The organism is Vibrio sp. CUB2, from assembly GCF_001557945.1.
In the GTDB taxonomy this organism is placed as follows: domain Bacteria; phylum Pseudomonadota; class Gammaproteobacteria; order Enterobacterales; family Vibrionaceae; genus Vibrio; species Vibrio owensii.
Genome location: NZ_LNRB01000007.1, coordinates 287,756 through 306,375, shown reverse-complemented (window position 1 = coordinate 306,375; position 18,620 = coordinate 287,756). Strand labels below are relative to the sequence as shown.

Genomic DNA, 18,620 nt, shown 5'->3' with positions numbered 1-18,620 from the left:
AAAACGCCATCACTGACTTGTGAAGTTGTTCAAATCTTAGTAAAAGTAGGTGTTCAATATTCAGTAAAGGAAGAAGTGAATGTTCAAAAAGTCGATCTCAAACCCATGGAAGCGTTGTGTTGCGCTCTGGGTCTGTTCCTTTTTGATTGCAACGCCTTCCTTTGCTAAGCAAGTCAGTGATGATCAATCTCGTCCTAAAATCGCCGTCGTGCTGGCTGGTGGTGGAGCAAAAGGAGCCGCCCACATTGGGGTTTTGAAGGCTCTGGAAGAGATGAATATTCCCGTTGATATCATCACTGGGACTAGCATGGGTGCTTATGTCGGTGGTCTGTACGCCACGGGGATGAGCGCCGATGAAATCGAAAGTTTTATCTACAGTGTCGATTGGAACAGCGGTTATCGAGACCGTGTCGACCGCAGCCAACGTCGCGTTCGCGATAAAGAATACGAAGACCGTTATCAAATCACCACTGACCTAGGTTTGAGGTTTGGTGAAGTGCGTTCGCCAACAGGCGTGGTGCAAGGTCAAAACATGTTGCGCATTCTGCGTGAAACCACAGGCAATCTTGGCCGATTTAACTCCTTTGATGATCTTGCCATTCCATACCGTTCAGTCGCGACTGATATCGTCGAGCTAGAAGAGGTCGTCTTAGATAACGGTTATCTAGTTGATGCCATGATGGCGAGTATGTCAGTGCCTGGCGCGCTTCCACCATATGAACTGAATGGCCATATGCTGGTGGACGGCGGTGTAGTCAATAACATGCCTGTTGATGTTGCTCGCGCAATGGGCGCCGATGTGGTAATTGCCGTTGATATTAGTACCGATTACAAAAGTGAAGAGGACTTTACTGGCTTATTTGCCGTCGCAGACCAACTGTCCAACTATCTAGTTCGCCGTAGTACTCAAGAACAAGCTGAAACGCTAAGCGGTGATGATGTCTACATTCGTCCTGATGTTGGGCAGATGGAAACGGTCGAATTCGAAAAAATGCCAGACGCTTTTAAAGCGGGTTATGAGATCACTCGAGGACTAAAGTCAAAGCTTGAAGGGCTGAGTGTATCGAATGCGGAGTACCAGAAATACATCGAGCATAAACAAGACATGCGCAAGAACCTTGAGTATGGGGATGAGCGTGTCGTCGACCAAATCGTTCTTGTGAACAATACCCACTACAGTGATGTGCTGTTGACTAACCGACTTGAGTTAGACACAGGACGCCCTCTAGAAACGGCTGAGATCGAAAAAGCGGTAGAAAATCTCTATGCACTGGATCGTTTTGAGCTGATCACTTATCACTTTGAAGAAATCGATGGGGTGAACTTACTCGTCTTTGAAGTGAACGAAAAATCTTGGGGTCCAAACTACCTAAACTTCCGCTTCTTCTTAGAAGATGATTTCAATACCGATAGTCAATATGGCATCGGCATGTCGGCCAATTTTACCAACTTGAACTCTCACGGCGCTGAGCTGACCTTTAATGTGGATATGGGTACGGATAAATTGATTGAGGCGGAGCTTTACTCTCCGGTGCTTTCCAGTCAGCAGTTGTTTGTTTCTAGTAAAGTGAATTACAACACAGAGAACAGAAACCTCTCTGATAACTTTGAAAACCCTGATATTGGATCCGTCTACGATTACTTGCCGGTTTCTTACACCGAGTTTATTACAGAGCTTGCTGCGGGTGTGCAACCAACGTTGTGGCAAGAGTTCCGAGTTGGCGGGCGCTATACCAAAGGGGCGATTGAAGCATCCACTTTTCAGTCTTTCGGTGAACTTGATTATGAACGTTTGGGTGTATTTGCCAATTACCGCCTAGATACTTTGGACGATTTCGCCTTCCCAACGCACGGTATGTTGATCGACTTGGACTACCTAGTTTCTCACGATAAGACTCCAGAGGATTTTCGTCAGTTAAACCCAGATGGCAATATTGAAGATACTGTTTACGAGATTACCGCGCGTTTCAAAGGAGCTGTGACTCATAGTCGTCATACTTTAGTCGGACAAGCGGAATACAGCTTTGTTGAGAGCAAAAACTCGTCTGTACCTTTAGACCCGCGTGAGCTTGGTGGTTTCTTGAATCTCTCAGGTATTCCACGTAACAGCCTGATCGGGCAGAACTTATTCTATACCAGCCTGGTGTATCGTTATAAATGGATGGATAACGACTTCGGGCTGTTTGAAGCACCAGTGTATTTAGGTGCATCCCTTGAACACGGTGGCGTTTGGTCAGATAACGATCTGAAGCTCAATGAAGCGCCGCTGTACAATGCCGCATCGATTTTCTTTGGGGTAGATTCTCCAATAGGACCGATCATGTTGGCATACGGTCGTACCGAGCAAGATTTAGATGCCGTGTACTTGATCGTTGGAACATCATTTAAATAACCGGGAATAGGACAGCAAGATCTCCGCATATTTAGCCAAAATTTACCGGACTTTAGTCGTAAGTTGCTATGTTGGTCAAAATGATGAGATTTTAATTTAACGTTAAATTTGCTATTCTTTCGCCCACAGTTTGGCCTCTACGGCGCTGTTTCTCAATCAGAATTGAATGAAAACAAGGGCAATGGAGAGCCAAGTTTCCAAGGATGTTCACTCCTTTACTTTGAAAAATAGTAAGAAAAAAGGAGGAACCGCAATGAGAGGAAAAAGTCGTGCTTGAAGCCTACCGTAAACACGTCGAAGAGCGTGCTGCCGAAGGAGTTGTTCCTAAACCGCTAGACGCTGAACAAGTTGCTGGACTTGTTGAACTTCTGAAAAATCCCCCACAAGGTGAAGAAGCCTTTATTCTTGACCTACTAGAAAACCGTATCCCACCAGGTGTAGATGAAGCTGCTTATGTAAAAGCAGGTTTCTTGACGGCTGTTGCTAAAAGTGAAGTGGCATCACCGCTTGTAAGCCGTGAGAAAGCCGCAGAGCTATTAGGTACGATGCAAGGCGGTTACAACATCGCACCTCTAGTCGAGTTCCTAGATGACGACGCGCTTGCCCCAATTGCGGTAAAAGCGTTATCTAACACTCTATTGATGTTCGATGCTTTCTACGATGTAGAAGAGAAAGCCAAAGCAGGCAATGCATTCGCGAAGCAAGTTCTACAATCTTGGGCGGATGCTGAATGGTTCACATCAAAAGAGAAAGTAGCGGAAAAGATTACCGTTAAAGTCTTTAAAGTGACAGGTGAAACCAACACCGATGACTTATCTCCAGCACCAGATGCATGGTCCCGTCCTGATATCCCAGTACACGCGAAAGCGATGCTGAAAATGGAACGTGATGGCATCGTGCCAGACCAACCAGGCAGCGTTGGTCCTATTAATCAAATCGAAGAACTGCAAAAAGATGGCATTCCATTAGCGTATGTTGGTGACGTTGTTGGTACGGGTTCTTCACGTAAATCTGCAACGAACTCTGTTCTTTGGTTCATGGGGGAAGACATCCCATTCGTACCAAACAAGCGCACTGGTGGTATCTGTCTAGGTGGTAAGATTGCTCCTATCTTCTACAACACAATGGAAGATTCTGGCGCACTACCTATCGAGTTAGACGTACAAAATATGAACATGGGCGATGTCATTGACATCTTCCCATACGAAGGCGTTGTACGTAAAAACGGCGAAGACATTTCTAGCTTTACGCTAAGCAAAGTATTGCTTGATGAAGTTCGCGCGGGTGGCCGTATTCCACTGATCATCGGTCGTGGTTTAACAAGCCGTGCTCGTACTTCTCTTGGTTTAGAAGAAACCGATCTATTTGCTAAGCCAATTGACCCTTCTGCATCTGACAAAGGCTACACGCTAGCTCAAAAGATGGTGGGTAAAGCATGTGGTGTTGAAGGCGTACGTGCAGGTCAGTACTGTGAGCCTAAGATGACAACTGTAGGTTCTCAGGACACCACTGGCCCAATGACGCGTGATGAGCTAAAAGACCTTGCGTGTCTGGGCTTCTCTGCTGATCTAGTGATGCAGTCATTCTGTCACACGTCTGCTTATCCAAAACCAGTCGATGTAAACACGCACCACACGCTACCGGATTTCATCATGAACCGTGGCGGTGTATCGCTTCGTCCGGGTGATGGTGTAATTCACTCATGGCTAAACCGTATGCTTCTGCCTGATACGGTAGGTACAGGTGGTGACTCGCATACTCGTTTCCCGCTAGGTATTTCATTCCCAGCAGGTTCAGGTCTTGTTGCGTTCGCAGCAGCGACAGGTGTAATGCCACTGGATATGCCAGAGTCAATCTTGGTGCGCTTTAAAGGCGAAATGCAGCCAGGTATCACGCTACGTGACCTTGTGCATGCCATTCCTTTATACGGCATCAAGCAAGGCCTTCTAACAGTAGAGAAAGCAGGTAAGATCAACGAGTTCTCAGGTCGTGTACTTGAGATTGAAGGTGTTGAGCACTTAACAGTAGAGCAAGCATTTGAGCTATCTGATGCTTCTGCAGAACGTTCTGCGGCAGGTTGTACCGTTAAGCTATCTCAAGAGTCTATTGAGGAATACCTAAACTCAAACATCACTATGCTGAAATGGATGATCTCGGAAGGTTACGGCGACCGTCGTACTATCGAGCGTCGTATTACTGCTATGGAAGAGTGGTTGGCAAATCCTGAGCTTATGGAAGCAGACTCAGATGCGGAATACGCTCACGTGATTGAGATTGACCTAGCTGAAATCAACGAACCAATTCTTTGTGCGCCAAACGATCCAGATGATGCGCGTCTTCTGTCTGACGTTCAAGGTACACAGATTGATGAAGTGTTCATCGGTTCTTGTATGACGAACATTGGTCATTTCCGTGCAGCGGGTAAGCTACTTGAGAAGTTCAATGGTCAATTAGACACTCGTCTATGGGTAGCGCCGCCAACGAAGATGGACCGTGACCAACTTACAGAAGAAGGTTACTACGGTATTTACGGCCGCGCTGGCGTTCGTATTGAAACTCCAGGTTGTTCGCTATGTATGGGTAACCAAGCACGAGTTGCAGACAAAGCAACAGTAATGTCGACTTCAACACGTAACTTCCCGAACCGTCTAGGTACTGGTGCAAATGTGTACCTATCTTCAGCGGAACTTGCGGCAGTGGGTGCGATTCTAGGTAAGATTCCAACTAAGGAAGAATACTTAGCGTACATGGAGCAAATTGATGCGACAGCTGCGGATACTTACCGTTACTTGAACTTCCACAAAATGGAACAGTACACCAAGAAAGCAGATAACGTGATCTTCCAAGAGCCAGCGTAATCTTGGCTCGCTCTGCTAACACTTAATTAAGCGCCCACCTTTTGGTGGGCGTTTTCTTTTTTGGAACGCTGCGCTGCGAGATATTAGAACTACGTCATTTCCTAGATTGGGAGATGAGGGAGTCGAAATCTCTTTTAGACAAAGTCTTGAGAGATCCCCAACTCGCTCGTGCCTCGCTCTTGAGGGTGACGATTAAACAGCTAAGAGTAAAAACGATGTCATTCCCGAAAGCGACGAAGGAGTGCAGTTGGGAATCTCTTTTAAACAAGCCATTGAGAGAGCTCCCGTCTCCCGCTTCTCCCATCTCAAATCTCCCTGTATACTCCGCACCAAATTGATACGAAAAGGCGATCACGATGGAATTTGAATTCATCCGCAACACATTGATGGGCGAATACTATGTCAAATGCAGCATGGGGCATGAGATTGTGGGTCGTTGGTTGCAAGAAGAAATAGGCAAAGACCCAGCAAAAATCGCTCAGGTAGAAGCTTTAATTGATCAGGCATTTTCTTCGCCATCTCAAGAGCATAGGTTAACTGGTGCAGAGATCAGTTTGATGATCTACGGTGATGAGGTGTTAGTGCAAGAAAACGCACTTGGTCATGAGTATGAAGTGGAAATGGAAAGCGAGTTTGATTTCTACGATGCAGAGAGTACAGCCAGCTGTGGTATAGAAGACTTTTGTGCCTTGATAGAGCAATGGAAAGACTTTTTGAACATTTAATGCACAGTTTTGGGTGGTTAGACTTGAATTGCCTTATATTTGTGAAAAGGGCGCACCGATATGGTGCGCCCTTTTTGTTTATAAGTTTGTTAATTTCACTAATTCTATACAAATCAATGAGATAAAAAGTTGGCACGCCGCTTGGATTAATAAAACTGTTTCAGGATGAAAGCTGCGGAGAAGATTCAATGAAAATCATTAATGCCATTATAAAACCTTTTAAGTTAGACGATGTTCGCGAAGCATTGGCTGATGTTGGTATTGAAGGGATGACAGTATCAGAGGTTAAGGGTTTTGGTCGTCAGAAAGGCCACACGGAGCTATACCGTGGCGCTGAGTATCAAGTCGACTTTCTACCAAAAGTAAAACTAGAAATCGCAACCCACGCAGACAATGTGGATCGTGTGGTAGAGGCCATCACTAAAGCGGCTCAAACAGGAAAGATTGGTGACGGTAAGATTTTTGTCTACGACCTAAATCAAGCAGTACGTATTCGTACTGGTGAAATGGACGCAGAAGCACTTTAAGAATTCAAGGGATTGGAGAACTATCATGGAATTAACAACAACGGTAACTGAATTACGTTACGCACTCGACACCTTTTTCTTCCTCATTTCTGGTGCGTTGGTTATGTGGATGGCAGCTGGCTTTGCCATGCTGGAAGCGGGCTTAGTTCGCTCTAAAAACACAACAGAAATTCTCACTAAAAACATCTGTCTTTACGCGATCGCTTGTACCATGTTCCTATTGGTTGGCTACAACATTATGTATGTCGATAACGGTGAAGGCGGTTGGTTACCATCATTTGGTGCACTAATAGGCACACAAGGTGAAGGTGCAGACCACTCTCTAGAGTCGGACTTCTTCTTCCAAGTCGTATTTGTAGCAACAGCAATGTCAGTGGTTTCTGGCGCGGTTGCAGAGCGTATGAAGCTTTGGTCTTTCCTAATCTTCTCAGCGGTACTGACGGCATTTATTTACCCAATGGAAGGTTACTGGACTTGGGGTGGTGGCTTCCTATCAGAGGCTGGCTTTAGTGACTTTGCGGGCTCAGGTATCGTACACATGGCGGGTGCATCAGCAGCATTAGCAGGCGTACTATTACTGGGTGCACGTAAAGGTAAATACGGTAAAAATGGCGAAATCTACCCAATCCCTGGTTCAAACATGCCTCTCGCTACATTGGGTACGTTCATCCTTTGGTTCGGTTGGTTCGGTTTCAACGGCGGTTCTCAACTTATGGTTTCGGATTTTGAGAACGCGACTGCAGTTGGTCAAATTTTCCTAAACACTAACGCAGCAGCTGCTGCAGGTGCAATTGCCGCACTATTTGTATGTAAAACAACTTGGGGTAAAGCAGATCTGACTATGATTCTGAACGGTGCGTTAGCAGGTCTTGTTGCTATCACGGCTGACCCTCTATCTCCATCACCGCTTTATGCGGTGGCGATTGGTGCGGTATCAGGAGCACTAGTGGTATTTAGCATCATCGGTTTGGATAAGATTAAGATTGATGATCCAGTAGGTGCTATCTCAGTTCACGGTGTGTGTGGTTTCTTCGGCCTAATGGTTGTGCCACTGAGCAACGGTGATGCAACGTTTGGTGCACAGCTTCTAGGTGCGGCAGTTATCTTTGCTTGGGTATTTGGTGCAAGCCTAGTGGTATGGGCAATTTTGAAAGCGACGATTGGTATCCGCGTATCGGAAGACGAAGAGCTTGAGGGAATGGATATGCATGATTGTGGTGTAGGAGCTTATCCCGAATTTGTGACAGTGAAATAACATGATTGCGCAATAAATAGTTACAAACTTAACATTAAAAAACCTGCTTCAATGAGCAGGTTTTTTTATTGATGAATTGTTTTCTTATTGAACATGCATATAATAACGCAACTGATAAACGTTATCATTAGCATAATAAAGGATTAAACAATGAAAAAACTGCTAACTCTTTCGGCAATTAGTTGCGCTACTCTGGCTCCAACGGCAATGGCTGCTGAAGAAGTGAACGTGTACTCTTACCGTCAACCTTTCCTAGTTGAACCTATGTTCAACGAGTTCACTAAAGAAACTGGCATTAAAGTAAACGTTAAGTTTGCGAAAAAAGGTCTAGCAGAGAAGTTGGCTCAAGAAGGCGAATACAGCCCAGCTGACGTAATCCTTACTACAGATATCAGCCGTCTAGCTGAACTGACAAATAAAGGTCTGGTTCAAAAGGTAGACAGCAAAATCATCGAAGAAAACGTACCAGCACAGTACCAAGACAAAGAAAACGAGTGGTTTGCTCTGACTCTACGTACTCGTAACGTTTACTCTTCACGTGACCGTGTTGGTAAACTAGGTAACGACTTCAACTACGCGGACCTAGCAAAGCCTGAGTTCAAAGGCAAAATCTGTACTCGTAGCGGTAAGCACCCTTACAACGTATCTCTAGTGTCTTCTATGATCGCTCACCACGGTGAAGCTGAGACTAAAGAGTGGCTAGAAGGCGTAAAAGCAAATCTAGCTCGTAAGCCTCAAGGTAACGATCGTGCTCAAGTTAAAGCCATCAAAGAAGGTCTCTGTGACGTTTCTCTAGGTAACAGCTACTACTTAGGTAAGATGGTTAACGACAAAGAGCAAAAAGCTTGGGCTGATGCGGTATACATCAACTTCCCTAACCAAGAGACAACTGGTACGCACGTCAACATTTCTGGTATGGCGATGGCGAAGTTCTCTCCAAACAAAGATAACGCTGTGAAGCTTATGGAATTCCTAACGGGTGACAAAGCTCAGCAAATGTACGCAGAAGTAAACTACGAGTACCCAGTGAAGGAAGGTGTTAAGCGTTCTGAGCTTGTGGAATCTTGGGGTGACTTCAAAGCGGATTCGATTTCTCTAGACGACATCGCTTCTCACCATGAAGCAGCAATCAAGCTACTAGATGAAGTGAAATTTGACCTTTAATTCCATGTGGGGGTATAACTGTACCCCCATTTTATTAAAGGATATGAGATGTATTTGCAGCCGCATTTGTATTTCATAAAGCCTTGCAGTATTTAGGCAATGAAGAATAAACATTCTCTATGGAAAACCAGTAGTGGGGCTATCACCCTGTTACTGGTTTTGCCGATCTTAGCGATCTTCTATACCGCCATTGGCGAAACGGATGACTTGTTTACACATTTGATGTCGACAGTCATGCCTACCTACATATACAACACCGTTGCATTGACTGCAGGTGTGATGCTTCTTTCTTTGATTCTGGGTATTCCAAGTGCTTGGTTTATGGCGATGTGTAAATTGCCAACTGAGAAGTGGTTGCAGTGGGCCTTAGTTCTACCACTTGCGATGCCGGGTTATATCATTGGTTACATTTTTACGGATTGGTTTGATTTTGCTGGGCCAATTCAAATCTTCTTACGTGATATAACGGGATGGGGGCCGGGTGAGTATTGGTTCCCTGATATTCGTACCTTAGGTGGTGCGACTTTCGTTCTTTCTCTTGTTCTTTACCCATACGTTTACTTGCTTTGTCGTGCTGCATTTATGGAGCAGAACGTTTCTCTACTGCAGAGTGCTCGCTTGTTAAAATGCTCCCCTTGGGAAAGCTTTTGGCGTATCTCTTTACCGCTTGTAAGACCCTCTATCGCTGTTGGTTTGTCTCTGGTAGCGATGGAAACCATCGGTGACTTCGGAACCGTCAGCTATTTTGCTGTGAACACGCTTACTACTGCGGTTTACGATACTTGGCTTGGGTATTCGAACCTCAATGCAGCCGCGAAAATTTCAGCCATGATGTTGATGATCGTGGTGTTGTTACTGAGTGCAGAGCGCTACAGTCGCCGCAAACAAAAGCTGTTCCAAAGCCAGTTTAATAGTCATGAAGATTTCCGTTATGAGCTACGAGGCTGGCGAAAGTGGGGCGCATTGATTTGGTGTTGGGGATTGGTGGCAATCGCGTTTATCTTCCCATTGCTACAGTTAATTGATTACGCCATCACTTACTTTGCACAAAGTTGGACGCCTGAGTTTCGTGAATATGCATGGAACAGTTTGGTGGTGTCAGTCGTGGCTGCCATCATCGGTGTTGCGATTGCTTTGACAGTGAACTTCAGTCAACGCGTAAACGGTGGTCGTTCGAGCTTAGCGTTTATGCGTCTGTCTTCGATGGGCTATGCTGTCCCTGGCACAGTATTGGCTATCGGTGTAATGGTTGCGGTGCTGTTTATGGATCACCGGGTTAACGATATTGCTAAAGCGATGGAATGGGGCAGACCTGGGCTTATTTTCTCCGGATCTATGTTTGCGCTGATTTTCGCGATGGTGGTACGTTTCTCCGCTGTGGCGATTGGTAGTGTGGAAAGCAACCTAAACAAGATCTCGCCATCGCTGGATATGGCTCCCCGTACCATGGGGTGCACGCCAAATACCATGCTTTGGCGAGTGCACTTTCCTCTAGTTAAGCGTGGCGCTTTGATTGCTGGTCTTTTGGTGTTTATTGAGTCGATGAAAGAGCTCAATGCTGCACTACTATTGCGACCATTTAACTTTGAAACCTTGGCGACGTATGTGTACAACTTCGCTTCGGATGAGCATTTAGAGCTTGCCGCACTTCCGGCAGTATTACTGGTTCTCGTTGGGTTGATCCCGCTTGTTGTTGTTAACCGTTCACTGGAGCAAAGTCACTGATGAGCTGCGCATTATCGATTAAAAACCTAACTTGTCAGTATGACGATCAGACTGTTCTTGAGTCTCTTTCTCTAGAGGTTGAACAAGGACAGATTGTCTGTCTGCTCGGTGCAAGTGGCTGTGGTAAGACAACGCTTTTGAAAGCCATTGCTGGGCTGCTTCCTCTGAGTTCCGGTCAAATGAGCTTGAACTGCCTGACTATTGATGACGGTAAAAATTGGCTACCACCAGAGCAGCGTAATATTGGTATGATTTTCCAAGATTACGCTTTGTTCCCACACCTAACAGTCGCTGAGAACATTGCTTTTGGCTTAAAGAACGAATCGGCGCAGCAAAAGCTGATTAAAGTCGAAGAGATGCTCGGCTTGGTTCACCTTAAAGGTTACGGCGACCGTTATCCTCACCAACTCTCTGGTGGTCAGCAGCAGCGCGTGGCGATTGCCCGTTCACTGGCTTACAAACCAGATCTCCTGTTGTTGGATGAACCATTTTCCAATATCGATACCCAAGTGCGTCATGAACTGATCCGAGAGATCCGTAAAATTTTCAAAGAGCAGGGCGTTACCGCAATTTTTGTAACCCACAGTCGTGAAGAAGCGTTTGCTTTTGCGGATAAGATGGCAGTGATGAACCATGGTGTGATTGAGCAGTACGGCACAGCCTCGGAGCTTTACTACCAACCTTCGAGTAAGTTTGTTGCTGACTTCTTAGGTGGTGGCAGTTACCTTGCAGCGAAGCGAATTTCCGACAATGAATACGAAACCCACCTTGGTGTAGTAGAAGCGAATGCTCAGCAGGAAATTCAACGCGATAGTGAGTGTGCATTGCTGCTTCGCCCTCAGCATGTACAAATTAAGGTTGATGATGAGAGTTCAGTAAAAGTGCTTGAACAACACTTTATGGGGGATCATTGTCGTTACGTGATTGATGTCAATGGTGACCGATTGTTAGCGACGTCAACTCAAGCATTAAATGTGGGTGATAGTGTGGCAGTAGAAGTTGAAACTCAAGGCGTATTAGCTTTCGCCTAGTTAATAAAGGCCAGATAGAAAAAGGCCCGGCGGTGATGCCGGGCAAGTGTTCTTCACCTATAGGTTATGTGCTCGAAGCGGGCACAAGTCAGTTATAAAGACAAGAAGTCCTTAAACTGTTGAAGAACACGTTCCGCAGTGTCCTTATCTTGCATCTCTGCAAAAATTCGTAGTAGTGGCTCGGTGCCAGAGAAACGAGCGATGATCCAACCGCCGTTCTTGAAGTAGACTTTCGCACCATCTTCATAGCTGACTTTTTCGATTTCAAACTCAAACTCAGGCAACTGCTTTTCAACATAAATCTTGTTGAACAGTACGTCTTTTTGCGCCGGTTTGAACTTGCAATCGCCTTCTGCCATGTAGGCATAGCCATACTTGCCGTAGATTTCATCCAGCAACTCAGACAGCTTCTTGCCAGTTACTGAAATCATTTCTACCAACAGGCTTGATGCGAATACGCCGTCTTTACCTTTGATATGACCACGAATAGTCAGACCGCCAGAGCTTTCACCGCCAATCAGTGAATCGTCAGCTTCCATTTGAGAACTGATGTGCTTAAAGCCAACAGGAACCTCAAAGCATTTCTCGCCATGGTCTTCTGCGACTTTATCTAACAGGTGAGTGGTTGCAATGTTACGTACCACTGAGCCTGTCCAGCCTTTGTATTCAAGTAGGTAGTAGTAAAGCAGCAGCAGTACTTCATTTGGATGAATGAAGTGACCTTTCTCGTCGATAATACCAAGGCGGTCTGCGTCTCCATCGGTACCAATACCAATGTCATAACCTTCTTGTTCTACTAGATGCATCAAACGGTAAAGGGTTGCAGCACTTGGTGATGGCATCAAGCCACCGAAGTCTGGGTTCTTGCCATCGTTGATCACGTCGACTTCACAACGGCCGTTGATCAATACGGTCTGTAGTGCGTTTTTCGCAACACCAAACATTGGGTCAATCAACACACGTAGATTCGCCTTCTTGATCGCTTCGATGTCGATAAAGTCGATGATTGAGTCAACGAATTCGTTCATCGGGTTGATGATTTCAATCAGCTTATCTTCAACCGCTTGTTCAAAATCGACGCTTTTAACATCTTGCGCAGTTAGTGTAGCGATTTGCGATTCGATCTTTTCTGTGATGATTTCATCTGCGTCACGACCGCCTTCAATGAAGACTTTAATGCCATTGTAATCCGCAGGGTTGTGCGATGCGGTAATACATGCAGAGTACGCGCAGCCCATTTCCTTCGCTTTAAACATGACGATAGGCGTTGGGACAAATTTGTCGATAAAGCTAACTACAATGCCGTTTGCTGCTAGAACTTCAGCGAACCAACGACCGGCTTTATCGGAAAGAAAACGACGGTCATAGCCAATCACAAAGCCGCGATCAGCAACCGATTCGTTATTCGTGATGTTTGCAACTGCTTGAGCGACCAAACGTACATTATCTTTAGTGAACTCCTCACCGATAAATGCACGCCAACCGCCTGTACCAAATTTGATCATGATTCGATCCTCGATAAGAGCGGCATCCCACCGCCTCTTAAATCTTTGCTAGCGAACCGATGCACTTACAAACTCAGTGCATCGGATAAATCAAAAGGGGAGAAGCTCTCCCCTAAAAGATGATTAACCTAGAGTAACGATAACTTCGTTTACTGAACCTTCCGCTTGAACTGGTACAGAGGCACCATTTACTGCTTCACCGTTCACAGTAATCGACTTAACGCCTTTGCTTACTGAGTCTGGGTTAACGACCTTGATGTTGTACGTTGCACCTAGCCATTGTCGAGTCACTTCGAAACCTGGCCAGTTCGTTGGGATACATGGATCGATAGTCAGACCATCGAAGCCTGTACGCACACCAAGGATAAAGTTGGTAACAGCAAAGTAAGCCCAGCCAGATGTACCTGTTAACCATGGGTGGTTTGCACGACCGTGGTCTTGGTGGTCACGACCCATAATGAACTGCACGTATGAGTAAGGTTCTGCAATACGTTTTTCGATGATGTCGTTCTGGTTGTATGGGTTAAGTGCATCGTAGAACTTCATTGCACGATCACCACGACCCAGTTTCGCTTCAGCTACCCAAGCCCATGGGTTTGGATGCGAGAAGATTGCACCGTTCTCTTTTACGCCTTGGTAAACGCGAGTTACGAAGCCGATATCATCATTCGGTGTTGCAAAAGATGGTGAGTTTAGGTGCAGGCCGTATTCAGAGAACAGGTTCTCGTCAACTGCGTCCATCGCTTTCTCACCGCGCTCTTGAGATACCGCACCGGAAAGTACTGCAAGCGTGTTTGACTCTAGGTGTACTCGGCCTTCCGCTTGTTGCGCAGTACCGATCTTGTCGCCATTTTTCGTCAGACCACGGATGTACCAACCACCTTCGTCATCCCAAAGGTGAGTTTCACACGCTTCACGAACGTTTGCTGCCATCACTGTGTATTTTTCAACGTCGGCTTCTTTGCCTAGGTATTTCGCTAGGTCGATGAACTCCTGCAGTGCCCAGAAATGTAGGAACGACACCATTGAAGATTCGCCGCCACCTAGGTTCAGACAGTCATTCCAGTCTGCACGCAGGCCTTTACAGATACCGGTTTGACCGACGTATTCAGCCGAGAAGTCTAGCGCTGCTTTCATGTGGTCATAAACGGTTGCATCGCCACCATCTGCGTAAGGGATCACTTCATCAAAGAAGCTGTGCTCACCGGTTTCCATCACGTACTTACAGATGGTTGGGACTAGCCATAGGTGATCATCAGAACATGTGTCTTCGATGCCGTGGATCTTGTCTTCATCAGAAGGTGTTGGAACTACGGTTGGAGATTTAGACGGTTTAACATCTGCTTTCTCTGGATCGAACCAATCTGGATCGAATAGGTGTAGACCGTAACCCGCCTTCACTTGACCGCGCAGTAGGTCAACGATACGTTTACGCGTCATTGCAGGGTTAGCGTGAGGAACTGAGATTGCATCTTGCGCTGTATCGCGGTAACCAAGACCAGTACGACCACCTACTTCGATGAATGAAGCAAAACGAGACCACACCACACAAGTTTCCGCTTGGTATAGTGTCCAAGCGTTGATCATGGTATCTAGACCTTCGTTTGGTGATTTCACTTGGAACTTGCCACAACGCTCTTCCCAGTGTGCTTTGATACCCGCAAATGCATTGTCGACTTCTGCAAGGTCTTGGTATTTAGCACGTAGACGCTCACCGTTGCCTTTACCGATACCTAGAATGTAAGCAAAGCGAACTTCTTCACCCGGCTGGATAGTAAATTGCTTATGTAGAGAGCCACAGTGGTTGTAACAAGTTTGCGCTGTGTTGAAACACTTACCTTGTTCTACCGCTAACGGGTTTGCTTCGTCACGGTATAGGCCAAGGAAGCTGTCACGTTGACCGTCGTATGAATCTGGGTCAAATGTTGAAGCTAGGTAGTAGAAACCTTCGAAATCGTTGGTGTTGTAGTACAGGTCGTACTCAATCACGCCTTCATTGTAAGCCGTACCTGCTGAGTACAGAGACATCTGATGGTTTTGGTTATCAGATTGAATGTGGCTAAATGAGAACTCAACAAATGAGAATGCGCTGATCGTGCGTGGTTTGTCTGAGGTGTTTTTAATCACTACATCCCAGATTTCAGCGTCTTCGCCTTTTGGTACGAACAGAGTTTTCGTTGCGGTGATACCGCTGTATTCACATTTGAACTTAGAGTAAGACAAGCCGTGACGAACTTCGTAGTTTGCTTCGTCTAGGCTTTTCGCAACTGGTTGCCAAGAGATTGACCAGTAATCACCTGTCTCATCATCACGTAGGTAAACGTAGTGTCCTGGGCGATCGAATGTCGCGTTTGGACGGAATTTAGTAACACGGTTGTATTCTGGAGAGTTGTAGAACGAGTAGCCACCCGCGTTGTGCGAGATAACCGTACAAAACTTCTCAGTACCTAGGTAGTTTGTCCATGGTGCTGGTACGTCAGGGCGAGTGATGACGTATTCGCGATTCTCGTTATCGAAATAGCCGTATTTCATTTGTGTATTTCCTTTTTACTAAGCTGCGCCTGCAGCCAAAAATTTAAAAACTGTTTAAGCGTGATGCGTTGGCATCTAGCTTGGTATTACTTCCACGGTTTACGGTAATTCACTCCCTGCAAGTCGAGCAGAGGAAGGTGACCTTTCAAACGTGATAAATAGTCGGTCCAATCGCGGTGTTGTTTTTCAGTCCAACATGCTTCTGCCATGGCAGTCAGGCGAGGGAAAATCATGTAGTCCATGCGCGATGGGTTGTTGATGATTTCGCACCATAGAGCGGTTTGAATGCCCCAAATGCGTTTTCTGATTGGGTCGTCAGCAGGGACTTCTGCTAACGGCTCGTAGTTGTAAGCTTTTTCTAGTGGCAGTGGATTTGCCCAGTCCACGCCCGGTTCTTCAGGTGCGTAGTCTTGGGTCATATCTAGGTAAGTGGTTTGTGCAGGTTGCAGCACTACATCAAAGCCTTGGCGGGCACAGTTCAATGCTGCTTCTTCGCTTAGCCATGAGTAGATCACCGTATCTTTACTAACCTTGTTGCCGTGTTGAGCTTCTTCCCAACCCAGCATGCGTTTCCCCAGTTTGCGAAGTTTGTCTTCTGCATGGCGAAGGAAATGGCCTTGTAGTTCCTTGTAATCTGTGTAACCCAACTTCTCCATAAACGCTTGGCAAGCAGGACTTTTCGACCAGACGCCATTAGGCACTTCGTCAGCACCAATGTGAACATAAGGAGCAGGGAAGAGCGCTGCGATCTCCTCAAGTACTTTGTCGATAAACTCGTAACTACCCGGTAGAGCAGGGTTTATGACGTTGTCGTTGTAGTGCTGAATGCTGCGATATTCCGTCGTATCCTCTGCTTCAACCAATAGGTGTGGCAGAGCCTTAATCGCGGCACGACAATGACCAGGTACATCAATTTCAGGAATGATGGTGATGCCACGTTGTGCTGCAAATTCGATAACGTCTTTGATTTCTTCTTGCGAGTAGAAACCGCCGTAGCGTTGAGACAAATGGGTGTATTGCGGCTCGATGGTTTCATCAATACCGCGCCATGCTCCAATATCCGTAAGCTGAGGAAGAGATTTGATCTCGACACGCCAGCCTTCATCATCAGTGAGGTGCCAATGGAACGTGTTGAACTTGTAGTGTGCCAACAAGTTGATCAGGCGTTTTACTTGCTCTACCGAGTGGAAATGACGAGCGCAGTCCAGCATCATGCCGCGGTATCGAAAACGAGGGCTGTCTTTGATAGAGCAGCACACCACTTCCATGGTGTTGGTATTTTCGTCTCGTTTTAGTAGTTGCAATAAGGTCGCACAAGCATGGGTAAAGCCAGACGAAGACCCTGCCTCAATCTTGATCGACTCTTCTGACACTTTTAACTTGTAAGCGCCTTCATCTAGTGTTGGGTTACTTTTGAACAGGATTTTTCCGCTGTTGGATGAAGAAAGCTCAAACTGATGAATACGTTGGAGTTCTTCCAGTAACCACGTTTTTGCTGAGTTGGCTAAGTCAGTATAAATTGCCACGCCAGCTTGCTCGTCAAACGTGAACGAGTGGTCGCTGACCTCAATATGATTAGGCTTTGGCAGCAACGGTTGTGCATGGGTTAAGCTTGCAGGAATCTCACTGCGTTCACGGTAAGGTGACGCTAAAACGATAGGCGTCACATCCACTTGTGCGCGCTGTGGGTTTCCATCAACGACAAAGTCGATCATCGCTTCATTAAAGCCATCCGAGTAATAACGGAATGGGTTTGAACCAATACTGAATTCACAGTAATAGTGATGGTTGGCTGCCAGCACCATACCTTCCGGTTTTAGTGTGCAAAAGCTACCAATTTGAGTCAGTTGACCATTTGAAACACTGTCTGGAAGAATGTAACGATCGAAAGCGAAAGTTAAGCTCCAGCTGTTTAGGTCTTGGTCACTCAAGTTGTGAAAGGTGAGTCCAAAGCGGCAGTTTTGTTTTTGCTCAGAAAGGACCACTAGATCAACACGATATTCCATGTTCACTCCTACTCAACACTCACGGCGTAAAGGTTATGCTCTGGTTTGCCAGCAAACATAATGGCTCCTTCAATCGCATCAAACTGAGGTTCAACCACCCACTGTTGAACTGGTGGAGACAACCAGTTCAGAATTCGCTCTGCGATACTGCCCATTAGGCAGATACGAGTAGCCCCACGCTTATTCAGCGCGACTAAGAACATTTCTATATCGGCAGCGGTTTGTTTAAGCATTTCAATCGCCAGTGCATCGCCTTGTTCCGCATGTTGGAAAATAGCAGGAGAAAATTGACCGTAATCGCGAGGCAAAGCCTGTTTAGACCACGCTACTACGTTGTCGATGTCATTTTCAAAATGATTCATGACGTGCGCGGCTAGAGGTGTTTTTTCACGGATTCCATCTTCTGCTAGCAATACTTGTTGGATCAGACGCAATCCCATGACTGCGCCGCCACCTTGATCGGAGATTGGGAACTCGCGACCGCCAACGACATGTTGCTCAAGGCCTTTGAGGAGAATGCCGCATGAACCGGTTCCTGCGATCATGATTGCGCCATCTTCACCGTTATGCGCACCAATACATGCTCCGTAAGCATCGGTATTGAGTGTCATACTGGCAAATGGGTGTTCTAAAGCCATGAATGCTTGCCAAGAGGTTTTATGTTCAGCCCCCGCAAGTGCTAAGCCAACGTGCATAGAAGCGAAGTCTTGTTGAGTGAGACCGCCTTGTTGTGCCGCTGAAGCGATGGATTCAAGAATCGACGCCATCGCGACTTCTGCACCTAACATAATGTTAGCGCTGCCGCTTTTAGCCTCTCCAACGAAGTTGCCTTGCGCGTCTTTGATACGGGCGCGACAGGAAGTGCCACCGCCATCAATACCTACAAAATACATCCCCATG

The 18,620-nt window shown here is 46.2% G+C and carries 12 protein-coding genes; 8 read left to right on the top strand and 4 right to left on the bottom strand.

The window, feature by feature from the left end:
- Positions 1 to 79 precede the first annotated feature (79 nt).
- From ATB78_RS13985 to ATB78_RS13945, 8 genes are all read left to right on the top strand, one after another.
- Entirely contained in the window at positions 80 to 2,392 is a 2,313-nt protein-coding gene (locus ATB78_RS13985) for a patatin-like phospholipase family protein (RefSeq protein ID WP_039840269.1), read from the top strand.
- Between the two features lie 269 nt (positions 2,393 to 2,661).
- A complete protein-coding gene (acnB, locus tag ATB78_RS13980) occupies positions 2,662 to 5,250 on the top strand; it encodes a bifunctional aconitate hydratase 2/2-methylisocitrate dehydratase (protein ID WP_061008947.1) in 2,589 nt (862 codons plus the stop codon).
- Positions 5,251 to 5,606: 356 nt separating this feature from the next.
- On the top strand, positions 5,607 to 5,975 hold the full coding sequence (locus ATB78_RS13970) for a YacL family protein (protein ID WP_061008945.1): 369 nt from the start codon (positions 5,607 to 5,609) through the stop codon (positions 5,973 to 5,975).
- A 188-nt stretch (positions 5,976 to 6,163) separates the two neighbouring features.
- Positions 6,164 to 6,502, top strand: coding sequence for a P-II family nitrogen regulator (locus ATB78_RS13965; RefSeq protein ID WP_010450136.1), 339 nt, complete (start codon positions 6,164 to 6,166; stop codon positions 6,500 to 6,502).
- Between the two features lie 25 nt (positions 6,503 to 6,527).
- Entirely contained in the window at positions 6,528 to 7,757 is a 1,230-nt protein-coding gene (locus tag ATB78_RS13960) for an ammonium transporter (protein WP_005439399.1), read from the top strand.
- 150 nt (positions 7,758 to 7,907) lie between these two features.
- Complete coding sequence (locus ATB78_RS13955; protein WP_061008944.1) at positions 7,908 to 8,921, top strand: Fe(3+) ABC transporter substrate-binding protein; 1,014 nt, start codon at positions 7,908 to 7,910, stop codon at positions 8,919 to 8,921.
- Positions 8,922 to 9,020: 99 nt separating this feature from the next.
- On the top strand, positions 9,021 to 10,646 hold the full coding sequence (locus ATB78_RS13950) for an iron ABC transporter permease (protein WP_061008943.1): 1,626 nt from the start codon (positions 9,021 to 9,023) through the stop codon (positions 10,644 to 10,646).
- Positions 10,646 to 11,677 (top strand): ABC transporter ATP-binding protein, encoded by a 1,032-nt coding sequence (locus ATB78_RS13945; RefSeq protein ID WP_061008942.1) that lies wholly within the window; start codon positions 10,646 to 10,648, stop codon positions 11,675 to 11,677. Before ATB78_RS13950 ends, ATB78_RS13945 begins: the two co-directional genes overlap by 1 nt.
- A 92-nt stretch (positions 11,678 to 11,769) precedes the next feature.
- Here the strand turns inward: ATB78_RS13945 and ATB78_RS13940 are convergent, their stop codons facing one another.
- The 4 genes from ATB78_RS13940 to ATB78_RS13925 all read right to left on the bottom strand — a co-directional run bounded on the left by ATB78_RS13940 (position 11,770) and on the right by ATB78_RS13925 (position 18,619).
- Positions 11,770 to 13,182 carry a phosphoglucomutase/phosphomannomutase family protein gene (locus tag ATB78_RS13940; protein WP_061008941.1) on the bottom strand — a complete coding sequence of 471 codons (1,413 nt, stop codon included), beginning with the start codon at positions 13,180 to 13,182 and terminating at the stop codon, positions 11,770 to 11,772.
- 123 nt (positions 13,183 to 13,305) lie between these two features.
- Positions 13,306 to 15,714 (bottom strand): N,N'-diacetylchitobiose phosphorylase, encoded by a 2,409-nt coding sequence (locus tag ATB78_RS13935; RefSeq protein WP_061008940.1) that lies wholly within the window; start codon positions 15,712 to 15,714, stop codon positions 13,306 to 13,308.
- An 86-nt stretch (positions 15,715 to 15,800) separates the two neighbouring features.
- Positions 15,801 to 17,720: a family 20 glycosylhydrolase gene (locus ATB78_RS13930; RefSeq protein WP_061008939.1), complete on the bottom strand. Its 1,920-nt coding sequence runs from the start codon at positions 17,718 to 17,720 to the stop codon at positions 15,801 to 15,803.
- Between the two features lie 8 nt (positions 17,721 to 17,728).
- A complete protein-coding gene (locus ATB78_RS13925) occupies positions 17,729 to 18,619 on the bottom strand; it encodes an N-acetylglucosamine kinase (RefSeq protein WP_061008938.1) in 891 nt (296 codons plus the stop codon).
- Position 18,620 lies beyond the last annotated feature (1 nt).